Origin of the sequence: Rhizobium sp. YJ-22, assembly GCF_029601685.1 — a bacterium.
In the GTDB taxonomy this organism is placed as follows: Bacteria; Pseudomonadota; Alphaproteobacteria; order Rhizobiales; family Rhizobiaceae; genus Metarhizobium.
Map to the genome: position 1 here is coordinate 1 of NZ_JARRIR010000006.1, position 14961 is coordinate 14961.

The 14961-nt window shown below is 62.5% G+C and carries 16 protein-coding genes and 1 pseudogene; 11 read left to right on the forward strand and 6 right to left on the reverse strand.

Going from position 1 to position 14961, the window contains the following annotated elements:
• Positions 1-257 precede the first annotated feature (257 nt).
• The gene (locus P7F60_RS14930; protein WP_277918537.1) at positions 258-1169 is read right to left on the reverse strand and encodes a LysR family transcriptional regulator; all 912 of its coding nucleotides are present in this window, start codon (positions 1167-1169) and stop codon (positions 258-260) included.
• A 226-nt stretch (positions 1170-1395) separates the two neighbouring features.
• Here P7F60_RS14930 and P7F60_RS14935 point away from each other — a divergent pair, with 226 nt between their 5' ends.
• The 11 genes from P7F60_RS14935 to P7F60_RS14985 all read left to right on the forward strand — a co-directional run bounded on the left by P7F60_RS14935 (position 1396) and on the right by P7F60_RS14985 (position 11283).
• Positions 1396-2349: a dihydrodipicolinate synthase family protein gene (locus P7F60_RS14935; RefSeq protein ID WP_277918538.1), complete on the forward strand. Its 954-nt coding sequence runs from the start codon at positions 1396-1398 to the stop codon at positions 2347-2349.
• Positions 2350-2397: 48 nt separating this feature from the next.
• A complete protein-coding gene (locus P7F60_RS14940) occupies positions 2398-2943 on the forward strand; it encodes a 3-hydroxyanthranilate 3,4-dioxygenase (protein WP_277918539.1) in 546 nt (181 codons plus the stop codon).
• Between the two features lie 116 nt (positions 2944-3059).
• Positions 3060-4223, forward strand: a complete 1164-nt coding sequence (locus tag P7F60_RS14945; RefSeq protein ID WP_277918540.1) for an ABC transporter substrate-binding protein — start codon at positions 3060-3062, stop codon at positions 4221-4223.
• 78 nt (positions 4224-4301) lie between these two features.
• Positions 4302-5216 carry a branched-chain amino acid ABC transporter permease gene (locus P7F60_RS14950; RefSeq protein WP_277918541.1) on the forward strand — a complete coding sequence of 305 codons (915 nt, stop codon included), beginning with the start codon at positions 4302-4304 and terminating at the stop codon, positions 5214-5216.
• Between the two features lie 4 nt (positions 5217-5220).
• Complete coding sequence (locus P7F60_RS14955) at positions 5221-6213, forward strand: branched-chain amino acid ABC transporter permease (RefSeq protein WP_277918542.1); 993 nt, start codon at positions 5221-5223, stop codon at positions 6211-6213.
• Positions 6210-6965, forward strand: a complete 756-nt coding sequence (locus P7F60_RS14960; RefSeq protein WP_277918543.1) for an ABC transporter ATP-binding protein — start codon at positions 6210-6212, stop codon at positions 6963-6965. Before P7F60_RS14955 ends, P7F60_RS14960 begins: the two co-directional genes overlap by 4 nt.
• The gene (locus P7F60_RS14965; protein ID WP_277918544.1) at positions 6959-7660 is read left to right on the forward strand and encodes an ABC transporter ATP-binding protein; all 702 of its coding nucleotides are present in this window, start codon (positions 6959-6961) and stop codon (positions 7658-7660) included. The genes P7F60_RS14960 and P7F60_RS14965 overlap by 7 nt, the downstream gene beginning before the upstream one ends.
• Complete coding sequence (locus tag P7F60_RS14970; protein ID WP_277918545.1) at positions 7647-8474, forward strand: aspartate dehydrogenase; 828 nt, start codon at positions 7647-7649, stop codon at positions 8472-8474. Before P7F60_RS14965 ends, P7F60_RS14970 begins: the two co-directional genes overlap by 14 nt.
• 126 nt (positions 8475-8600) lie before the next feature.
• Positions 8601-8777: a hypothetical protein gene (locus tag P7F60_RS14975; RefSeq protein WP_277918546.1), complete on the forward strand. Its 177-nt coding sequence runs from the start codon at positions 8601-8603 to the stop codon at positions 8775-8777.
• A gap of 137 nt (positions 8778-8914) precedes the next feature.
• Positions 8915-10015, forward strand: coding sequence for a carboxynorspermidine decarboxylase (locus tag P7F60_RS14980; RefSeq protein WP_277918547.1), 1101 nt, complete (start codon positions 8915-8917; stop codon positions 10013-10015).
• A gap of 29 nt (positions 10016-10044) precedes the next feature.
• Positions 10045-11283: a saccharopine dehydrogenase family protein gene (locus P7F60_RS14985; RefSeq protein ID WP_277918548.1), complete on the forward strand. Its 1239-nt coding sequence runs from the start codon at positions 10045-10047 to the stop codon at positions 11281-11283.
• 57 nt (positions 11284-11340) lie between these two features.
• Here P7F60_RS14985 and P7F60_RS14990 read toward each other — a convergent pair whose 3' ends face one another.
• The 5 genes and pseudogenes from P7F60_RS14990 to P7F60_RS15010 all read right to left on the reverse strand — a co-directional run.
• Positions 11341-12543, reverse strand: coding sequence for a TIGR03862 family flavoprotein (locus tag P7F60_RS14990; RefSeq protein WP_277918549.1), 1203 nt, complete (start codon positions 12541-12543; stop codon positions 11341-11343).
• A 105-nt stretch (positions 12544-12648) separates the two neighbouring features.
• Complete coding sequence (locus P7F60_RS14995) at positions 12649-12843, reverse strand: hypothetical protein (RefSeq protein WP_277918550.1); 195 nt, start codon at positions 12841-12843, stop codon at positions 12649-12651.
• 65 nt (positions 12844-12908) lie between these two features.
• Entirely contained in the window at positions 12909-13142 is a 234-nt protein-coding gene (gene rpsU, locus P7F60_RS15000) for a 30S ribosomal protein S21 (RefSeq protein WP_277918551.1), read from the reverse strand.
• A 397-nt stretch (positions 13143-13539) separates the two neighbouring features.
• Entirely contained in the window at positions 13540-14262 is a 723-nt protein-coding gene (locus P7F60_RS15005) for a glutaredoxin (RefSeq protein ID WP_277918849.1), read from the reverse strand.
• A 173-nt stretch (positions 14263-14435) separates the two neighbouring features.
• A pseudogene (locus P7F60_RS15010) lies at positions 14436-14961 on the reverse strand (plasmid partitioning protein RepB C-terminal domain-containing protein); the annotation flags it as partial.

Consider the following 14961-nt stretch of genomic DNA (forward strand, 5'->3'; position numbering starts at 1 on the left):
ATTGTAGCGCATGACATAAGGCATGGACTTAAAGCCAATCAGCAAATCAGGGCAGACGGCCTTCGGCGGAGGGATACCGTAGAGGCCGCCTTTCGGCGGCCCAAATAGTTTTATTATATTTGGATATGCAGCGACTTATCCTGGAACTGGCTGCGGGGGCTGGCTTCAAGCCTCCACGATAAGCAAATGTCTTTCTCGGTCAAAACCTGCCCGAGTATGACGAAGGAGAGGGATGCGGAGGCTTTACTACAAGTCCCTCACCGCGTCTCCTGCGGCGTCAGTTGCTGCGCAAAGCGGCGGATGACCTGCGAAAAGGCCTGCACGGCCGGCGAGACCGAGCGGCCGCTGGCGTGGATCATGACGATCTCGCGGGAGATGACCGGTTCGACCAGTTGCCGACCGTTGACCTTGCGATAACGGGCGGCGGCGAGTGCGTAGGTCGGCAGCACGGCGACGCCGAGGCCGGCCTCGACCAGCGCAATCGCCGTCGTCACCTGCGCCACCTCGAAGGCCGGTTTCAGCGGCAGTTCGCAGCTTTCGAACCCCACCTCCACCAAAAGCCGGATGCCGCTGTCGCGCGTCAGCGTCACCAGTGGATAATCGGCCAGCTCGTTCCAACGCACCGGCTCGATGCCGTTCAGCGGGCTTGCCTCATCGCAGAACAGCATCAGGCTGTCGCGCACCAGCGCCACGCGCTCGATGCCCTCTTCCGAGGGCGAAAAGGTGCCGATGCCGCAATCGGCCTTGCCGTTGCGAACGCTTTCGACGATCTGCTCGGTGCCGACATCGGCGATCTGCACCGAAATGCCGGGAAAGCGCCGGCGGAATTCGGCAATCGCCTGCGGCAACACCACGGCGGCCAGCAGCGGCGGGGCGGCGACCGTCAGTCGGCCGCGCTTGCGCTCGGCCAGTTCATGCACGCTCTCGACCGCATGCTCCAGTTCCTCGATCACCTTGGCGGCCGATTGCTGGAATTCGCGGCCGGCATCGGTCAACTCGACCCGGCGCGTCGTGCGGTCGAACAGGCGCACGCCGAGTTCCGCCTCCAGATCCTTGATCGCCTGCGACAGCGCCGGCTGCGCCGTGTTCAGCCGTTTCGAGGCGCCGGAAAAGCTGCCATGTTCGGCAACCGCGAGAAAGCATTCGATCTGCTTGAGGGTGATTTTCATGATGCGGCCAACTTATCGCGAAATGCTATGAATTAATATCAATATTTGCAATTGCCATATATATCGTATGGGTGTCTTCTGCCATCAACAAAAGAGGGGGCCGCCAAAGAGCGGTTCGAGGCAGAGATTTGAACGTCACCGCAACCAAAGCCATCGCCGATGCCGGGCCGGATGACATTCCGCCCGCATCCCCGTGCCGTGACGCAACCCGACAGGCGGATTATCGATGAAATACAGCAAGAAGGATGCGAAGGCCCATTCGCGGGAGACGATGAAGGGGATCTGGGCGGCGGCGTTGATGCCCTTCACCTCGTCGCTCGCCATCGACGAGGACGGCTTCCGCCGCAACATCGACCACTGGATCGGCGACCTCGGCATCGACGGCTTCTTCATCGCCGGAAAGCAGGGCGAGTTCTTCTCCATGTCGGTGGACGAGCGCAAGCGCTGCTTCGACATCGCCGTCGATGCCTGCGGCGACCGGGCGCAGACGATCATGTCCTGCTCCGACCAGAACATGGACGTAGTCATCGACCTCGCCAAACACGCCCAGAAGGCCGGCGCCGATTACATCGTCGTGCATGCTCCGATCCTGCACTTCTTCAAGGAGCAGGACCAGACGCTGCTCAATTATTACCGCCGCATCGCCGACCAGGTGGATATCGGCATCGCCCTGTGGAGCCATCCCGACAGCGGCTACCTGATGAGCCCTCAGCTTTGCAACCAGCTGGCCGATATCGAGAATGTCGTGGCGATCAAATACAGCGTGCCGCGGCCGATGTATGCCGAACTGACCCGACTTGCCGGCGACCGCATCCTCGTCAGCACGGCGTCCGAGGAAGAGTGGCTGGACAATATCCTCGAACTGAACTGGCAGCTCTATCTCTGCTCGTCGCCGCCCTATCTGATCCAGACGGCCAAGGACAAGCGCATGCGCGAATACACCGACCTCGCCTTCGCCGGCGAAGCGGAGCGCGCGCGCAAAATCCGCGACAGCCTGGAGCCGGTGCGCGCGGCGCTGAAATCCACCCGCCCGGCGGAAAAACCGCATGCGCACCAGAAATACTGGCAGGACCTGCTCGGCCAAACGGGCGGCGCGGTGCGCCCGCCGCTCTTGGAACTGACCGAGGAGGAAAAGCGGGCGACGCACATCGCCTTCGAGCAATGCGGGCTGAAAATCTGATCGAACGAAACGGACGATAACCAGAACGTCACAAGAGAGGAACGAACCATGTCAAGACGCTTATCCGCCTTCAGTTTCTCCAAATGGATCGACGAGCACCAGCATCTGCTCAAGCCGCCGGTCGGCAACCAGCAGATCTGGGAGGATGCGGACATGATGGTCACCGTCGTCGGCGGTCCCAACAAGCGCACCGACTATCATGACGACCCGGTGGAGGAATTCTTCTACCAGCTCAAGGGCGACATGGTGCTCAAGGTCGTCGACAACGGCAATTTCTACGACGTGCCGATTCGCGAAGGCGAAATCTTCCTGTTGCCGCCGCATGTGCGCCATTCTCCGCAGCGCCCGCAGGAAGGCTCCATCGGCCTCGTGGTCGAGCCGAAGCGCCAGCCGGACCAAGTCGACGCCTTCGAATGGTACTGCTTCGAGTGCAACGCGCTGGTCAAACGCGTCGAAGTCTCGCTGAAAAGCATCGTTCGCGACCTGCCGCCGATCTATCAGGCATTTTATGCAGATGAAAAGGCGCGCACTTGCCCGAAATGCGGTAGCATCCATCCTGGCAAGGCTCCGCCGGAAGGCTGGGTCAAGCTGTGATTGCACGACGGCCGTGCCTTCCGCCCCGCTTTGCGATTCCGCGAAGCGGGGTCGATCGTTCGGCCGGCGCCGCGTCAGCGGCATTTTTCATCAACGCTTTCCAGTCGAGGTTAGACATGAAACCCATTCTGCTTTCCATTGCCCTCGCATCGCTTCTCGGGACCGCAGCCGTCGCCGCCGATGCGGTGAAGATCGGCATGATCACCACGTTGACCGGCCCGGCCGGCTATCTCGGCCAGGACATTCGCGACGGCTTCAAGCTGGCAATGGACATGGACGGCGGAAAGCTGGGCGGCACACCCATCGAACTGGTGGTCGAGGACGACGGGTTGAAGCCCGGCCAAGGCAAGCAGATCGCCGAACGCATGCTCGGCGAAGAGGGCATCAAGCTGTTCACCGGCATCGTCTTCTCGAATGTCGCCGGCGCCACCGTGCCGGATATCGTCGACAACGACGCCATCTATGTCAGCCCGAACGCAGCTCCCTCGAACCTCGCCGGCAAGGAATGCAACGAGAACTATTTCGTCGTTTCCTGGCAGAATGACAGCCTGCATGAGAGCGCCGGCCAGAACGCCACCAATCTCGGCTACAAGAAAGCCTTTTTGCTCGCCCCGAACTATCAGGCCGGCAAGGATGCGCTGACCGGTTTCAAGCGCTATTTCAAGGGCGAGATCGTCGGCGAGATCTACACCAAGCTCGACCAGACCGATTTCGCTGCCGAACTTGCGCAGGTGCGCGCCGCCAAGCCCGACGTCGTCTTCCAGTTCCATCCGGGCGGCCTCGGCATCACCTTCCTGCGCCAGTACGAGCAGGCCGGCCTGACCAAGGAAATCCCGATGGTCGTCGCCGAGCCCTCCATGGACGGCGTCATCCTGCAGTCGGTCGGCAAGGCCGCGCTTGGCCTCAACGTCTCCAGCCACTGGAACCACGATTTCGACAACCCTGCCAACAAGGCCTTCGTCGAAGCCTGGGAAAAGGCCTATAACCGGCCGCTGACCTCCTATGCCGAGCAGGGCTATGAGGCGGCGCTCGCCTATGGCGCGGCGCTGAAGGCGACCGGCGGCAGCATCGAGGATCTCGCCGCCTTCCGCGACGCCATGCGCAAGGCCGACTTCCAGTCGACGCGCGGCAAGTTCGCCTTCGGCAAGAACCAGCATCCGATCCAGAACTGGTATGCGCTGAAGGTCGTTGAAGGCGCTGACGGCAAGATGGACCTGAAGACGGTTGGCGAACTGTTCAAGGATCACACCGATCCTTACGCCGCTGATTGCAAGCTCTGATCGATCCGGCACCGCAGGCGGCGGGCACAAAAGCCCGCCGCACCTTCCCCAAAATGCATTGAATTTTCGCGTGGATCGATGACGCTCTTTCTCGAACAAATGCTCAATGGCGTGCAGTTCGGTGTCATGCTGTTTCTGCTGGCCGCAGGCCTGACGCTGATCTTCGGGATCATGGGCGTCATCAATCTCGCCCATGGCTCGCTCTACATGATCGGCGCCTATGCCGGCACCTGGATCGCCGGCGAGACCGGCTCCTTCCTGCTCGGCATTCTCGGCGCCTTCGCCGCCGCCGCCCTTGCCGGCGTCGCCATCGAATATCTGGTGGTGCGCCGGCTCTATGGCCGCGATCACCTCGACCAGGTGCTGGCGACCTTCGGCCTGATCCTGATCTTCAACCAGACGATCACCCTGATCTTCGGCCGCCAGCCGCTGTTCGTCTCGGTGCCGGCCATTCTCGACGGCTCCATCGAGATCGTGCCGGGGTTGGAATATCCGCTCTATCGCCTGTCGATCATCGTTGTCGGCCTTCTGGTCGCCGCCGGCCTCTATCTGCTGATCAACAAAACCCGCATCGGCATGCTGGTGCGGGCCGGCTCGACTAATCGCGACATGGTGCGCGCGCTCGGCGTCGATATCCGCCTGCTCTATACGCTGGTCTTCGGGCTCGGGGCGCTGCTCGCCGGTCTTGCCGGCTTCATGGCCGGGCCGATCATGGCGGTGCAGGTCGGCATGGGCGAGCAGATCCTCATCACCACCTTCGTCGTGGTGGTGGTCGGCGGCGTCGGCTCGATCCGCGGCGCCTTCTTCGCCAGCCTGTTTCTCGGCGTGGTCGATACCGGGCTTCGCGCCTATCTGCCCGGCCTGCTGCGCCATGTGCTGGCAGGCTCCGAGGCGGATGCGCTCGGCGCCGGCATTTCGTCGATGGGGATCTATCTGATCATGGCCATCGTTCTTCTGATCCGGCCCAAGGGCCTCTTCATGCCGAATACGTGAGCCCATGACGCCCCAGACGGAATATCCTTCGCGACGCCTTCTGCCGGCCCTTGTGGTGCTGGCGCTGCTGATCGCCCTGCCCTATCTCGCGCAAGCGACCGGCTACACCGCCATGACGACGCTCGCCACCCGCGTGCTGATCTATGGGATCGCCGCCGCGAGCCTCAACCTCGTGCTCGGCTATGGCGGCATGGTCAGCTTCGGGCACGCCGCTTTCTTCGGCATCGGCGGCTATACGGTCGGCATTCTCTACCAGCATTATACGCTGGGCGAGCCGCTGTTCGGCTTCATTCCCGGCACCAACCAGCTGCTGATCACGCTGCCGGCCGCCATCATCGTCAGCGGCCTCTTCGCCGCCGCCATCGGCGCGCTGTCGCTGCGCACCGGCGGCGTGCAGTTCATCATGATCACGCTCGCCTTCGCGCAGATGCTGTTCTTCCTGTTCGTCTCGCTGAAGACCTATGGCGGCGACGACGGCCTGATCATCCGCCGCGCCAACGAATTGCCAGGCCTCAACATGCGCGACAAGCAAACCGTCTATTATGTCTGTCTGGCGATAGCGGTGCTGTTTGCGCTGGTGCTGTCGCGTATCATCCGCTCGCGCTTCGGCAACGTGCTTTCCGGCATCCGCCAGAGCGAGAAGCGCATGGCGGCCATCGGCCTGCCGGTCAATTCCTACAAGCTGGTCGCCTTCATCATTTCCGGCATGGGCTGCGGCCTCGCCGGCGCGCTGATGGCCAATTTCCTGCGCTTCGCCAGCCCCGACATGCTGCACTGGACGAAATCCGGCGAGCTGATGGTCATGGTCATCCTCGGCGGCGTCGGCACGCTGTTCGGTCCCTTCCTGGGGGCTGCCGTGTTCATCGTTCTCGAATCGCTGCTCTCGTCGTGGACGGAGAACTGGCAGCTCGGCCTCGGCATCATCCTGCTGTTCGTGGTTCTCTATACGCAAGGCGGCGTGCAGGCGCTGCTCGGCCGCTTGCGGAGGCGCGCATGACCCCCATCCTCAACGTCCGCGCGCTGGTCAAGAATTTCGCCGGCCTGGTCGCCACCGACAATGTCGATCTCACCGTCGAGGACGGCGAAATCCACGCGCTGATCGGCCCCAACGGGGCGGGAAAATCAACGCTGATCGCCCAGCTCATGGGCGAACTGCGTCCGACATCTGGTACAATCGAGCTGGCGGGGCGACCTATCGATGCGCTGCCGACGGCAGGGCGGGTCTCGCTCGGTCTTGCCCGCACCTTCCAGATCACCTGCTTGCTGCCGGATTATACCGTGCTCGACAATGTCGCCATCGCCGCGCAGGTGCGCAGCGGCCACAGTTTTCGCTTCTGGGGCGATGTCCGCGCCGAAACGGCATTGCGCGAGGAAGCGATGCAGCTTCTGACGCAGGTCGATCTGCAATCGCGGGCGAACGCGCTGGTGGTCAACCTCTCGCATGGCGAGAAAAAACAGCTGGAACTCGCCGTCGCTATCGCCACAAAGCCGCGCCTGCTGCTGCTTGACGAGCCGATGGCAGGCCTCGGCCATGTGGAAAGCCAGCAGATGGTCGCGACGCTGCGCGGCTTGAAAAACCAGGTCAGCATGTTGCTGGTCGAGCATGACATGGAGGCGGTCTTTGCGCTTGCCGACCGGATTTCGGTGCTGGTCTATGGCCGCGTCATCGCCAGCGGCACGGCGGACGAGATCCGCAACGATCCGGCCGTGCGCGAGGCCTATCTCGGTGAGGGAGACGAACTGTGCTGAGCGTTGCCAATCTGCAATCCGGCTATGGCCCGAGCCAGGTGCTGTTCGACGTCTCGCTGAAGATCGGCGAAGGCGAGGTCGTCACCCTGCTCGGCCGCAACGGCATGGGCAAGACCACCACCGTACGCTCGATCATGGGCCTGCTGCCGCCGATCTCCGGCGAGATCGGCTTTTCCGGCCAGAACGTTTTCGGCATGAAGCCGGAAAACGTCGCCCGCCTCGGCGTCGGCCTAGTGCCGGAAGGGCGGCAGATTTTTCCGACGCTGACGGTGCGCGAAAACCTCGTCGCCACCTCCGGCAACCGCTTGAACCGCAAGGAGCCGTGGACGCTGGAGCGCGTCTACACCCTCTTCCCGCGCCTGCGCGAGCGCGCCAACCAGGCGGCCAACACGCTTTCGGGCGGCGAACAGCAGATGATGGTCGTCGGCCGCGCCCTGATGACCAATCCGCGCCTGCTGATCCTTGACGAAGCGACCGAAGGTCTCGCCCCCGTCATCCGCGCCGAAATCTGGGCCTGCATCGAAGTGCTGAAGAAAGAGGGACAGTCGATCCTGCTGATCGACAAGAACCTGCAGGTGCTGAAGCGCCTCGCTGACCGGCATTACATCATCGAAAAAGGCAAGACCGTCTGGTCCGGCAGCGGCGAGGACATGAATCGCGACGCCGATCTGGTGCATGGCTATGTCGGCATCTGACGCCGCGCCGCGCAAGCTGCGCCTCGCCTTCATCGGCTGGGGCGCCATCGCCATCCGCGTCGCCGAACTCCTGGCCGAGCGCCGGCCCGCCGGTGTCGAGATCGCGGCGGTCGCCGTGCGCGATCCCGCCAAGCCGCGCCCCGGCCTGCCGGAGACGGTGCGGCTGCTGCACGCACCGGAAGATCTGGCCGGCCTAGGCATCGACATGATCATCGAGGTCGCCGGCCGACAGGCCGCCGCAGAATGGGGCGAAGCGGCGTTGCGCCATGCCGGCCGATTCGTGCCCTGCTCCACCAGCGCCTTCTGCGACGACGCGTTGCTCGCCCGCATGGTCGAGACGGCCGGGCGGCTGGGCGGGCGCGTGCTGGTTCCCTCCGGCGCACTCGGCGATATCGGCGCGCTGGCCGCCGCCGCGCGGCTGCCGCTGTCAGAGGTCACCCACACCGTCGTCAAGCCGCCGCAGGCCTGGAAGGGAACGCCGGCCGCAGAGACGCTCGATCTCGACGGACTCACCGAGCGCACCGCCTTCTTCTCCGGCAGCGCCCGCGAGGCGGCGAGCCGTTTTCCCAACAATGCCAATGTCGCGGCGATCTCGGCACTCGCCGGCATCGGCCTCGACCGCACCCGCATTGTCCTCGTCGCCGATCCGGCAACCACCCGCAACGTCCACGAAATCAGCGCTAGCGGCGCCTTCGGCAAGCTCGACATGCGGCTGGAAAACGAGGCATTGGCGAACAATCCCAAATCCTCGGAAATGACCGCGCTCAGCCTGGTGCGGCTCATCGAAAACGCCGTTTCGCCGCTGGTCATATAGGCGGCGCAGGCGCTTTTACGGTATGCGAGGGCAAAAGCCCTCACGCGAGCTGTTGTCTTTGCCGGCGGGCTTTGCTACAGACCCGCCTATCAATGCAGGTTTCATCTGCTGGTTGGAAGGGTCGCCATGTCGAACGACGTCCTCATCCAATCGGGGATGGGCTCTATCGACGCCCCCCGAACGGAAGAACATTTTATGATGCGCGCCCTTGCGGCGCGGTCGGGGAATCCGGGCGTTAAAATGCCGGTCCGCGCGATTCGCGCGTTCGCCACCCGTCTCGGCGTGGCGATGGTTCCGACGTAACCCGTCACTTTCACAGCATCATCGCAAAACCCGGATAATCGGGAGCGGCAACGCTCCGGATTCGGGCCTTTATTTCACGCCGCCGGTCCTGTCCGCAGCCGGTCATCTGCCATAATACCAAGGAACGGGCTCGAACCATGTCTTTGACGACCCCCTATTATTTGATCGACAAGTCCAGGCTGCTGCAGAACATGGAAAAGATCGCGCTGCTGCGCGAACTCTCCGGCGCCAAGGCCCTGCTGGCGCTGAAATGCTTCGCCACCTGGTCGGTTTTCGATTTCATGCGCGACTACATGGACGGCACCACCTCCTCGTCGCTCAACGAAGTGCGCCTCGGCCATGAGCGGTTCGGCAAGGAAACCCACGCCTATTCCGTGGCTTACGCCGATTACGAGATCGATGAGGTCGTCTCCCACGCCGACAAGATCATCTTCAACTCGATCAGCCAGCTTGAACGCTTTTCCGACAAATCCGCCGGCATCGTCCGGGGCCTGCGCCTCAATCCGCAGATCAGCTCCTCCAGCTTCGATCTCGCCGACCCGGCCCGCCCCTTCTCGCGCCTTGGCGAATGGGATGTGAACAAGGTCGAGACGGTCATGGACCGCGTCTCCGGCTTCATGATCCACAACAATTGCGAAAACAGCGATTTCGGCCTGTTCGACCGGATGCTCGCCACCATCGAGGAGCGTTTCGCGCCGCTTTTGAAGAAGGCGGAATGGGTCAGCCTCGGCGGCGGCATCCACTTTACCGGCGAAAACTATCCGCTGGAACAGTTCGCCGAGCGCCTGAAGCGCTTTGCCGGCGAATACGGCGTGCAGGTCTATCTGGAGCCGGGCGAGGCCTCGATTACCAAGTCCACGACGCTGGAAGTGACCGTGCTCGACACGCTCACTAACGGCAAGAACCTCGCCGTGGTCGATAGCTCCATCGAGGCCCATATGCTCGACCTGCTGATCTACCGCGAGAACGCCAAGCTGGCCCCGAATACCGGCGATCATCGCTACATGGTCTGCGGCAAGTCCTGCCTCGCCGGCGATATCTTTGGCGAGTTCAATTTCGAGCATGAGCTGAAGGTCGGCGACCGCATCTCCATCCAGGATGCGGCCGGCTACACCATGGTCAAGAAAAACTGGTTCAACGGCGTGAAAATGCCGGCCATCGCCATCCGCGAGCTGGATGGCAGCATTCGAACGGTCCGCGAGTTTGCCTATGCGGACTATGAACAGAGCCTTTCCTAACAGACGCATCCAAGGAGATTGTCCTTACCATGAAAAAGAACGTGCTCATCATCGGCGCCGGCGGCGTCGCCCAGGTCGTGGCGCATAAATGCGCCCAGAACAACGACGTGCTCGGCGATATCCATATCGCCTCGCGCACGAAGGCCAAGTGCGACAAGATCATCGCCTCCGTCCATGAAAAGAAGGCGATGAAGCAGGCCGGCGTTCTCGAAGGCCATGCGCTGGATGCCCTCGACATCGAAGCCACCAAGGCGCTGATCGCTTCGACGAAGTCTGAGATCGTCATTAATGTCGGCACCGCCTTCCTCAACATGTCGGTGCTGCGCGCCTGCATGGATACCGGCGTCGCCTATATCGACACCGCGATCCATGAAGAGCCGGGCAAGATCTGCGAAACCCCGCCGTGGTACGGCAATTACGAATGGAAACGCGCCGCCGAATGCGAAGAGAAGGGCATCACCGCCATTCTCGGCGCCGGCTTCGATCCGGGCGTCGTCAACGCCTATGCCAAGCTCGCCAAGGACGAATATCTCGACACGGTCACCGACGTCGATATCGTCGACATCAATGCCGGCAGCCACGGCAAATATTTCGCCACCAATTTCGACCCGGAAATCAATTTCCGCGAATTCACCGGCGTCGTCTATTCCTGGCAGGATGGCGCATGGCAGACCAACAAGATGTTCGAAATCGGCAAGGATTACGACCTGCCGGTCGTCGGCACGCGCCGCGCCTATCTTTGCGGCCATGACGAAGTGCATTCGCTGGCGAAGAACATGGACGGGGCCAATGTCCGCTTCTGGATGGGCTTCGGCGATCACTACATCAACGTCTTCACCGTGCTGAAGAACCTCGGCCTGCTCTCCGAGCAGCCGGTCAAGACCGCCGAAGGCCTGGAAGTCGTGCCGCTCAAGGTCGTCAAGGCCGTGCTGCCCGATCCGTCCTCGCTTGCCCCGAACTACGAAGGCAAGACCTGCATCGGCGATTACGTCAAGGGTTTGAAGGACGGCAAGGAAAAGACCGTCTTCATCTATAACGTCGCCGACCACAAGGAAGCCTATGAGGAAGTCGGTTCGCAGGGCATCTCCTACACGGCAGGCGTTCCCCCGGTCGCCGCCGCCATGCTGGTCGCCACGGGCGAATGGGATGTGAAGAAGATGGCGAACGTCGAGGAACTGCCGCCGAAGCCGTTCATCAACCTCCTGAACCGCATCGGCCTGCCGACCCGCATTCAGGACGAAGAAGGCGACCGCGCCGTCAGCTTCTGATCGAGGCTTTTGGAAGATCGAAGCGGCCGCTCCGGGAAACCGGGGCGGCCTTTTCTTTTATTCGAGCGTGCGCAACATGCCGCGCGCGGCGGCGCGGCCGGTGGCCATGCAGGCGGTAAGCAGGTAACCGCCAGTCGGGGCTTCCCAATCCAGCATTTCGCCGGCGGCGAAGACACCCGGCAGACGATGCAGCGAAAAATCCGCTTCGATTTCCTCCCAGGCGATGCCTCCAGCCGAGGAGATGGCTTCAGCAATCGGGCGCGGGCGTAGAAGCATCAGTTGTAAGGCTTTGATTGCCGTTCCCAGTTTTTCCGGGGAAAGCCGCGCGACACCCGGCAGGACTTCGCGGAGCAAAGCAGCCTTTACGCCATCGAGCCCCGCTCCTTTTCGCAGCCGCGTCGAAAAGCTCGCCTTGGCATTCTGGCGGGCGAGATCGCGCGCCAGCCGTTCCTCGTTGCGGCCGGGGGCCAGATCGACGGTGAGGATCGCCTTGCCATCCGCTTCGATGGTATCGCGTAGCGCAGCCGAGTGGGCATAGACGAGGCTGCCTTCGATGCCATGCTTGGAAATGACGAATTCGCCCGGGAACCGTCCCGCCGCCGAAGTCAGCGCCACGGATTTGAGCGGCGCACCGGCAAAGCGGTCGCGAAACGTCTCGCTCCAATCGCAATCGAAACCGCAATTGGCCGGGCGCAGCGGATGGACGGCGATGCCTTTCTCACGCAGCACCTCGACCCAGCCGCCATCCGAGCCCAGACGTGGCCAACTCGCGCCGCCGAGCCCGAGCAGCACGGCATCGGCCTCGACGGTCAAGGGACCGTCCGGCGTTTCGAAAACGAGCGCCTTGCCGGTAAAGCCGGTCCAGCGATGGCGCATCCGGAAGGCAACACCCTGCGCCGTCAGGCGCGCCACCCAGGCGCGCAGCAGCGGCGAGGCTTTCATGACGGTGGGGAAGACGCGGCCGGAGGATCCGACAAAGGTTTCGGTGCCGAGCCCGGCCGCCCATTCGCGGATATCATCCGGCGTGAAGGCGTCGAGCGCGGCGCGCAGCCGTTCGTTCGACGCGCCAAAGCGATTGCGGAACTGCTCGTAAGGCTCGGCATGGGTGATGTTGAGACCGGATTTGCCGGCCAGCAGGAATTTGCGGCCGAGGGTCGGCATCGCATCATAGACAGTCACCGCATGGCCCGCGGCGGAGAGAAGCTCGGCGGCGGAAAGGCCGGCCGGCCCGCCGCCGACGATTGCGATAGTCTTGCTCATGCATATCCGTGTCGCTTGAAACGTCGCGCCATCAATGGCGCGGACAGGCGCGCGGCACAAGCATCAAAACGCGGAAAGCGTTGTTCACGCTTCCCGCATCATTTTTCAGTGAACGCTCGGCAGCTTGACAAAAGCGGCGAAATCTTCCGCCACCAGCTCGCTGATCGCAATCAGAACCTCTTCGCGGGAGAAGCCGGACGACAATGTTCGACCGATCAGATCCTGGAGATCCATCTCCACGACATCCCGGCAATCTTCCAGTCGTTCCTCGGAAACGGTGATGCTTTGCAGTTCTTCCATGGCTTTACTCCCTTCGACGAGATCAAAACCTCGGAGCATTTCCGCATGGAAATGCTCACAAATCGTTAGCGGGCGGATTTTCCGCGGGCGCTGACGAGCAGGCCTTCCCTTTGCATTTTCTTGCGGGCCGCCTTGCGCTGGCGGGCGATGGCCTGCGCTTTTTCGCGCACACGGCGTTCGGACGGCTTTTCATAGGCGCGGCGTTCGCGCATTTCGCGGAACAGGCCCTCGCGCTGCATCTTCTTCTTCAGAACACGTAGGGCCTGGTCGACATTGTTATCTCTCACGAGCACTTGCATTCGGTTCTCCTTGTCATCGGCCACGCCGCTCAGTCGAGCAGCGCGGCAACTTCCTGCTGAAGCTCACGACGGGACAGCAGGCAGGGATATGGCCTCCAGATCGGATGGGGCCGGCGGGCTCCGCCTTCGCTCTCGCGCGGCGGTTTGGTCGCTATCGCGACATGGGGTATTGCAGTCTTCAAGAAATGTCCTTCTTGGCGCCCATGGGCGCCGGCGGGACGCGGGAGTGAATCGGAAACACAGTTCGATAAACGAACGCCAAGCCGCAGAGACCAATCGCTCTGCTGCAAACCTGCCCGCGTCCGGTTTGAATTCAGGGGTATGCCCAAAAGATAGGGCCGGCGAACCCTCATTGCAAGGACGCCACGATCCCATCCTTCTATGGCATCGCGCGCCATCATGCAAGCCCCCATGCCATCCGCGCCAATGTCCAGAGTCCCATGGCGAGCATCATCAGGTTTTCCGTCAGCGACACGAAGCCGAGCGGCACCGTGCTGTTGCCGCCGACGCAGGCGCATTTCAGCGTGCGCTTGTCGATGTAAACCGCCTTGAACACCGAGACCGCCCCGATGCCACCGATGAACAGCGCCAGTGGCCCCGACACCCAGGGCAGGATGCCGGCCAGCATGAGAAAACCGGCAATCGCCTCCGCATAAGGGTAGACATAGGCATAGGGAACGGCGCGCCGCGCCAGCAGGTCGTAGTTCAGGAACATGGTCGAAAAGCTCTCGACGTCCTGCAGTTTTTGCAAGGCGAGCAGCAACATCGCGACAGCGATGAAGCGTTCCAGTATGTGGAGCGGCCGGAAAGGCCCGCCGACGATCCAGTCGATGGACAGCGCAATCAACAGCGCTATGAGAAAGAGCACGATGACCGGGCGATAGGAGGTCTCGTCCTTTTCCGGCACATGCTGGCCGAAGAAGCGGCGCAGGTCGTCATAGCCGCCGATCCGTTTGCCGTCGATGAAGGCCTGCGGTGTCGTCTTGACATCGTGCTCCTTCTGGAAGGCATCGGTCTCGGCGCGGGTTTTCAGCCAGTGGTCGTCGACCGCATATCCTTTTCGTTCAAGCAGCGCTTTTGCCTTCAGGCCATAAGGGCAGATATGCTCCGGCATGACCATGCGATACAGGCTGGCGCGCTTGCGCGGATCGGACAATGACGGCTCCTTCCCGGTCGAGGGTCGCTTAGCCGAGCGACTGATAACCTCCGGGATAACCGTTCGCGCCGGATTGCGTTCCACCATCGCCTGCCGTTTGCCCGAAAAAGCAACCGGCGACAGGCGCTTAGCAGATGCTAATCCTTGGAGACCGCCGCCAGGTAATCCGCATGCAGCCCCGCCATGCGCTTCTCAAGGAAGCGCGCGAAACCCGGATCGGAGAGCGTGAACCGCACCGCCTTGCGCCGCCGCTCGACGGTCGCCAACGGCTGGCTGTCGCTTCCGATGATGACATCGCCTTGCCCAGGCGCATCAGCCTTCGCCGTCGCAAGCCGCAGCACCTCGGCAAAGCGGTCGTCGCTGCCCTTGGCGCGAAAAGCCTCGTGTTCCAGCCCGGCGCGGACGCGATCCAGCACCTTGGCATCCGCCTTGACGAGATTGTAAAGCGCCAGCCATTTCGTCCGACCCGTTTTCGGCGCCGGGCCGATGGCGAGGATCACGTCTTCGGGGATAACTTCCAGCGTCGTACGGAACCGGCTGACATCCGGCGCATGCATCGACAACGCCTCCATCACCATCGCCGTCGGCTCTTTGCCACTCTCGCGGGCGAATATTTCCAGGCGGCGGGCGAACAGCGCCTTTTCGATCCAGGAGAGATCCTGC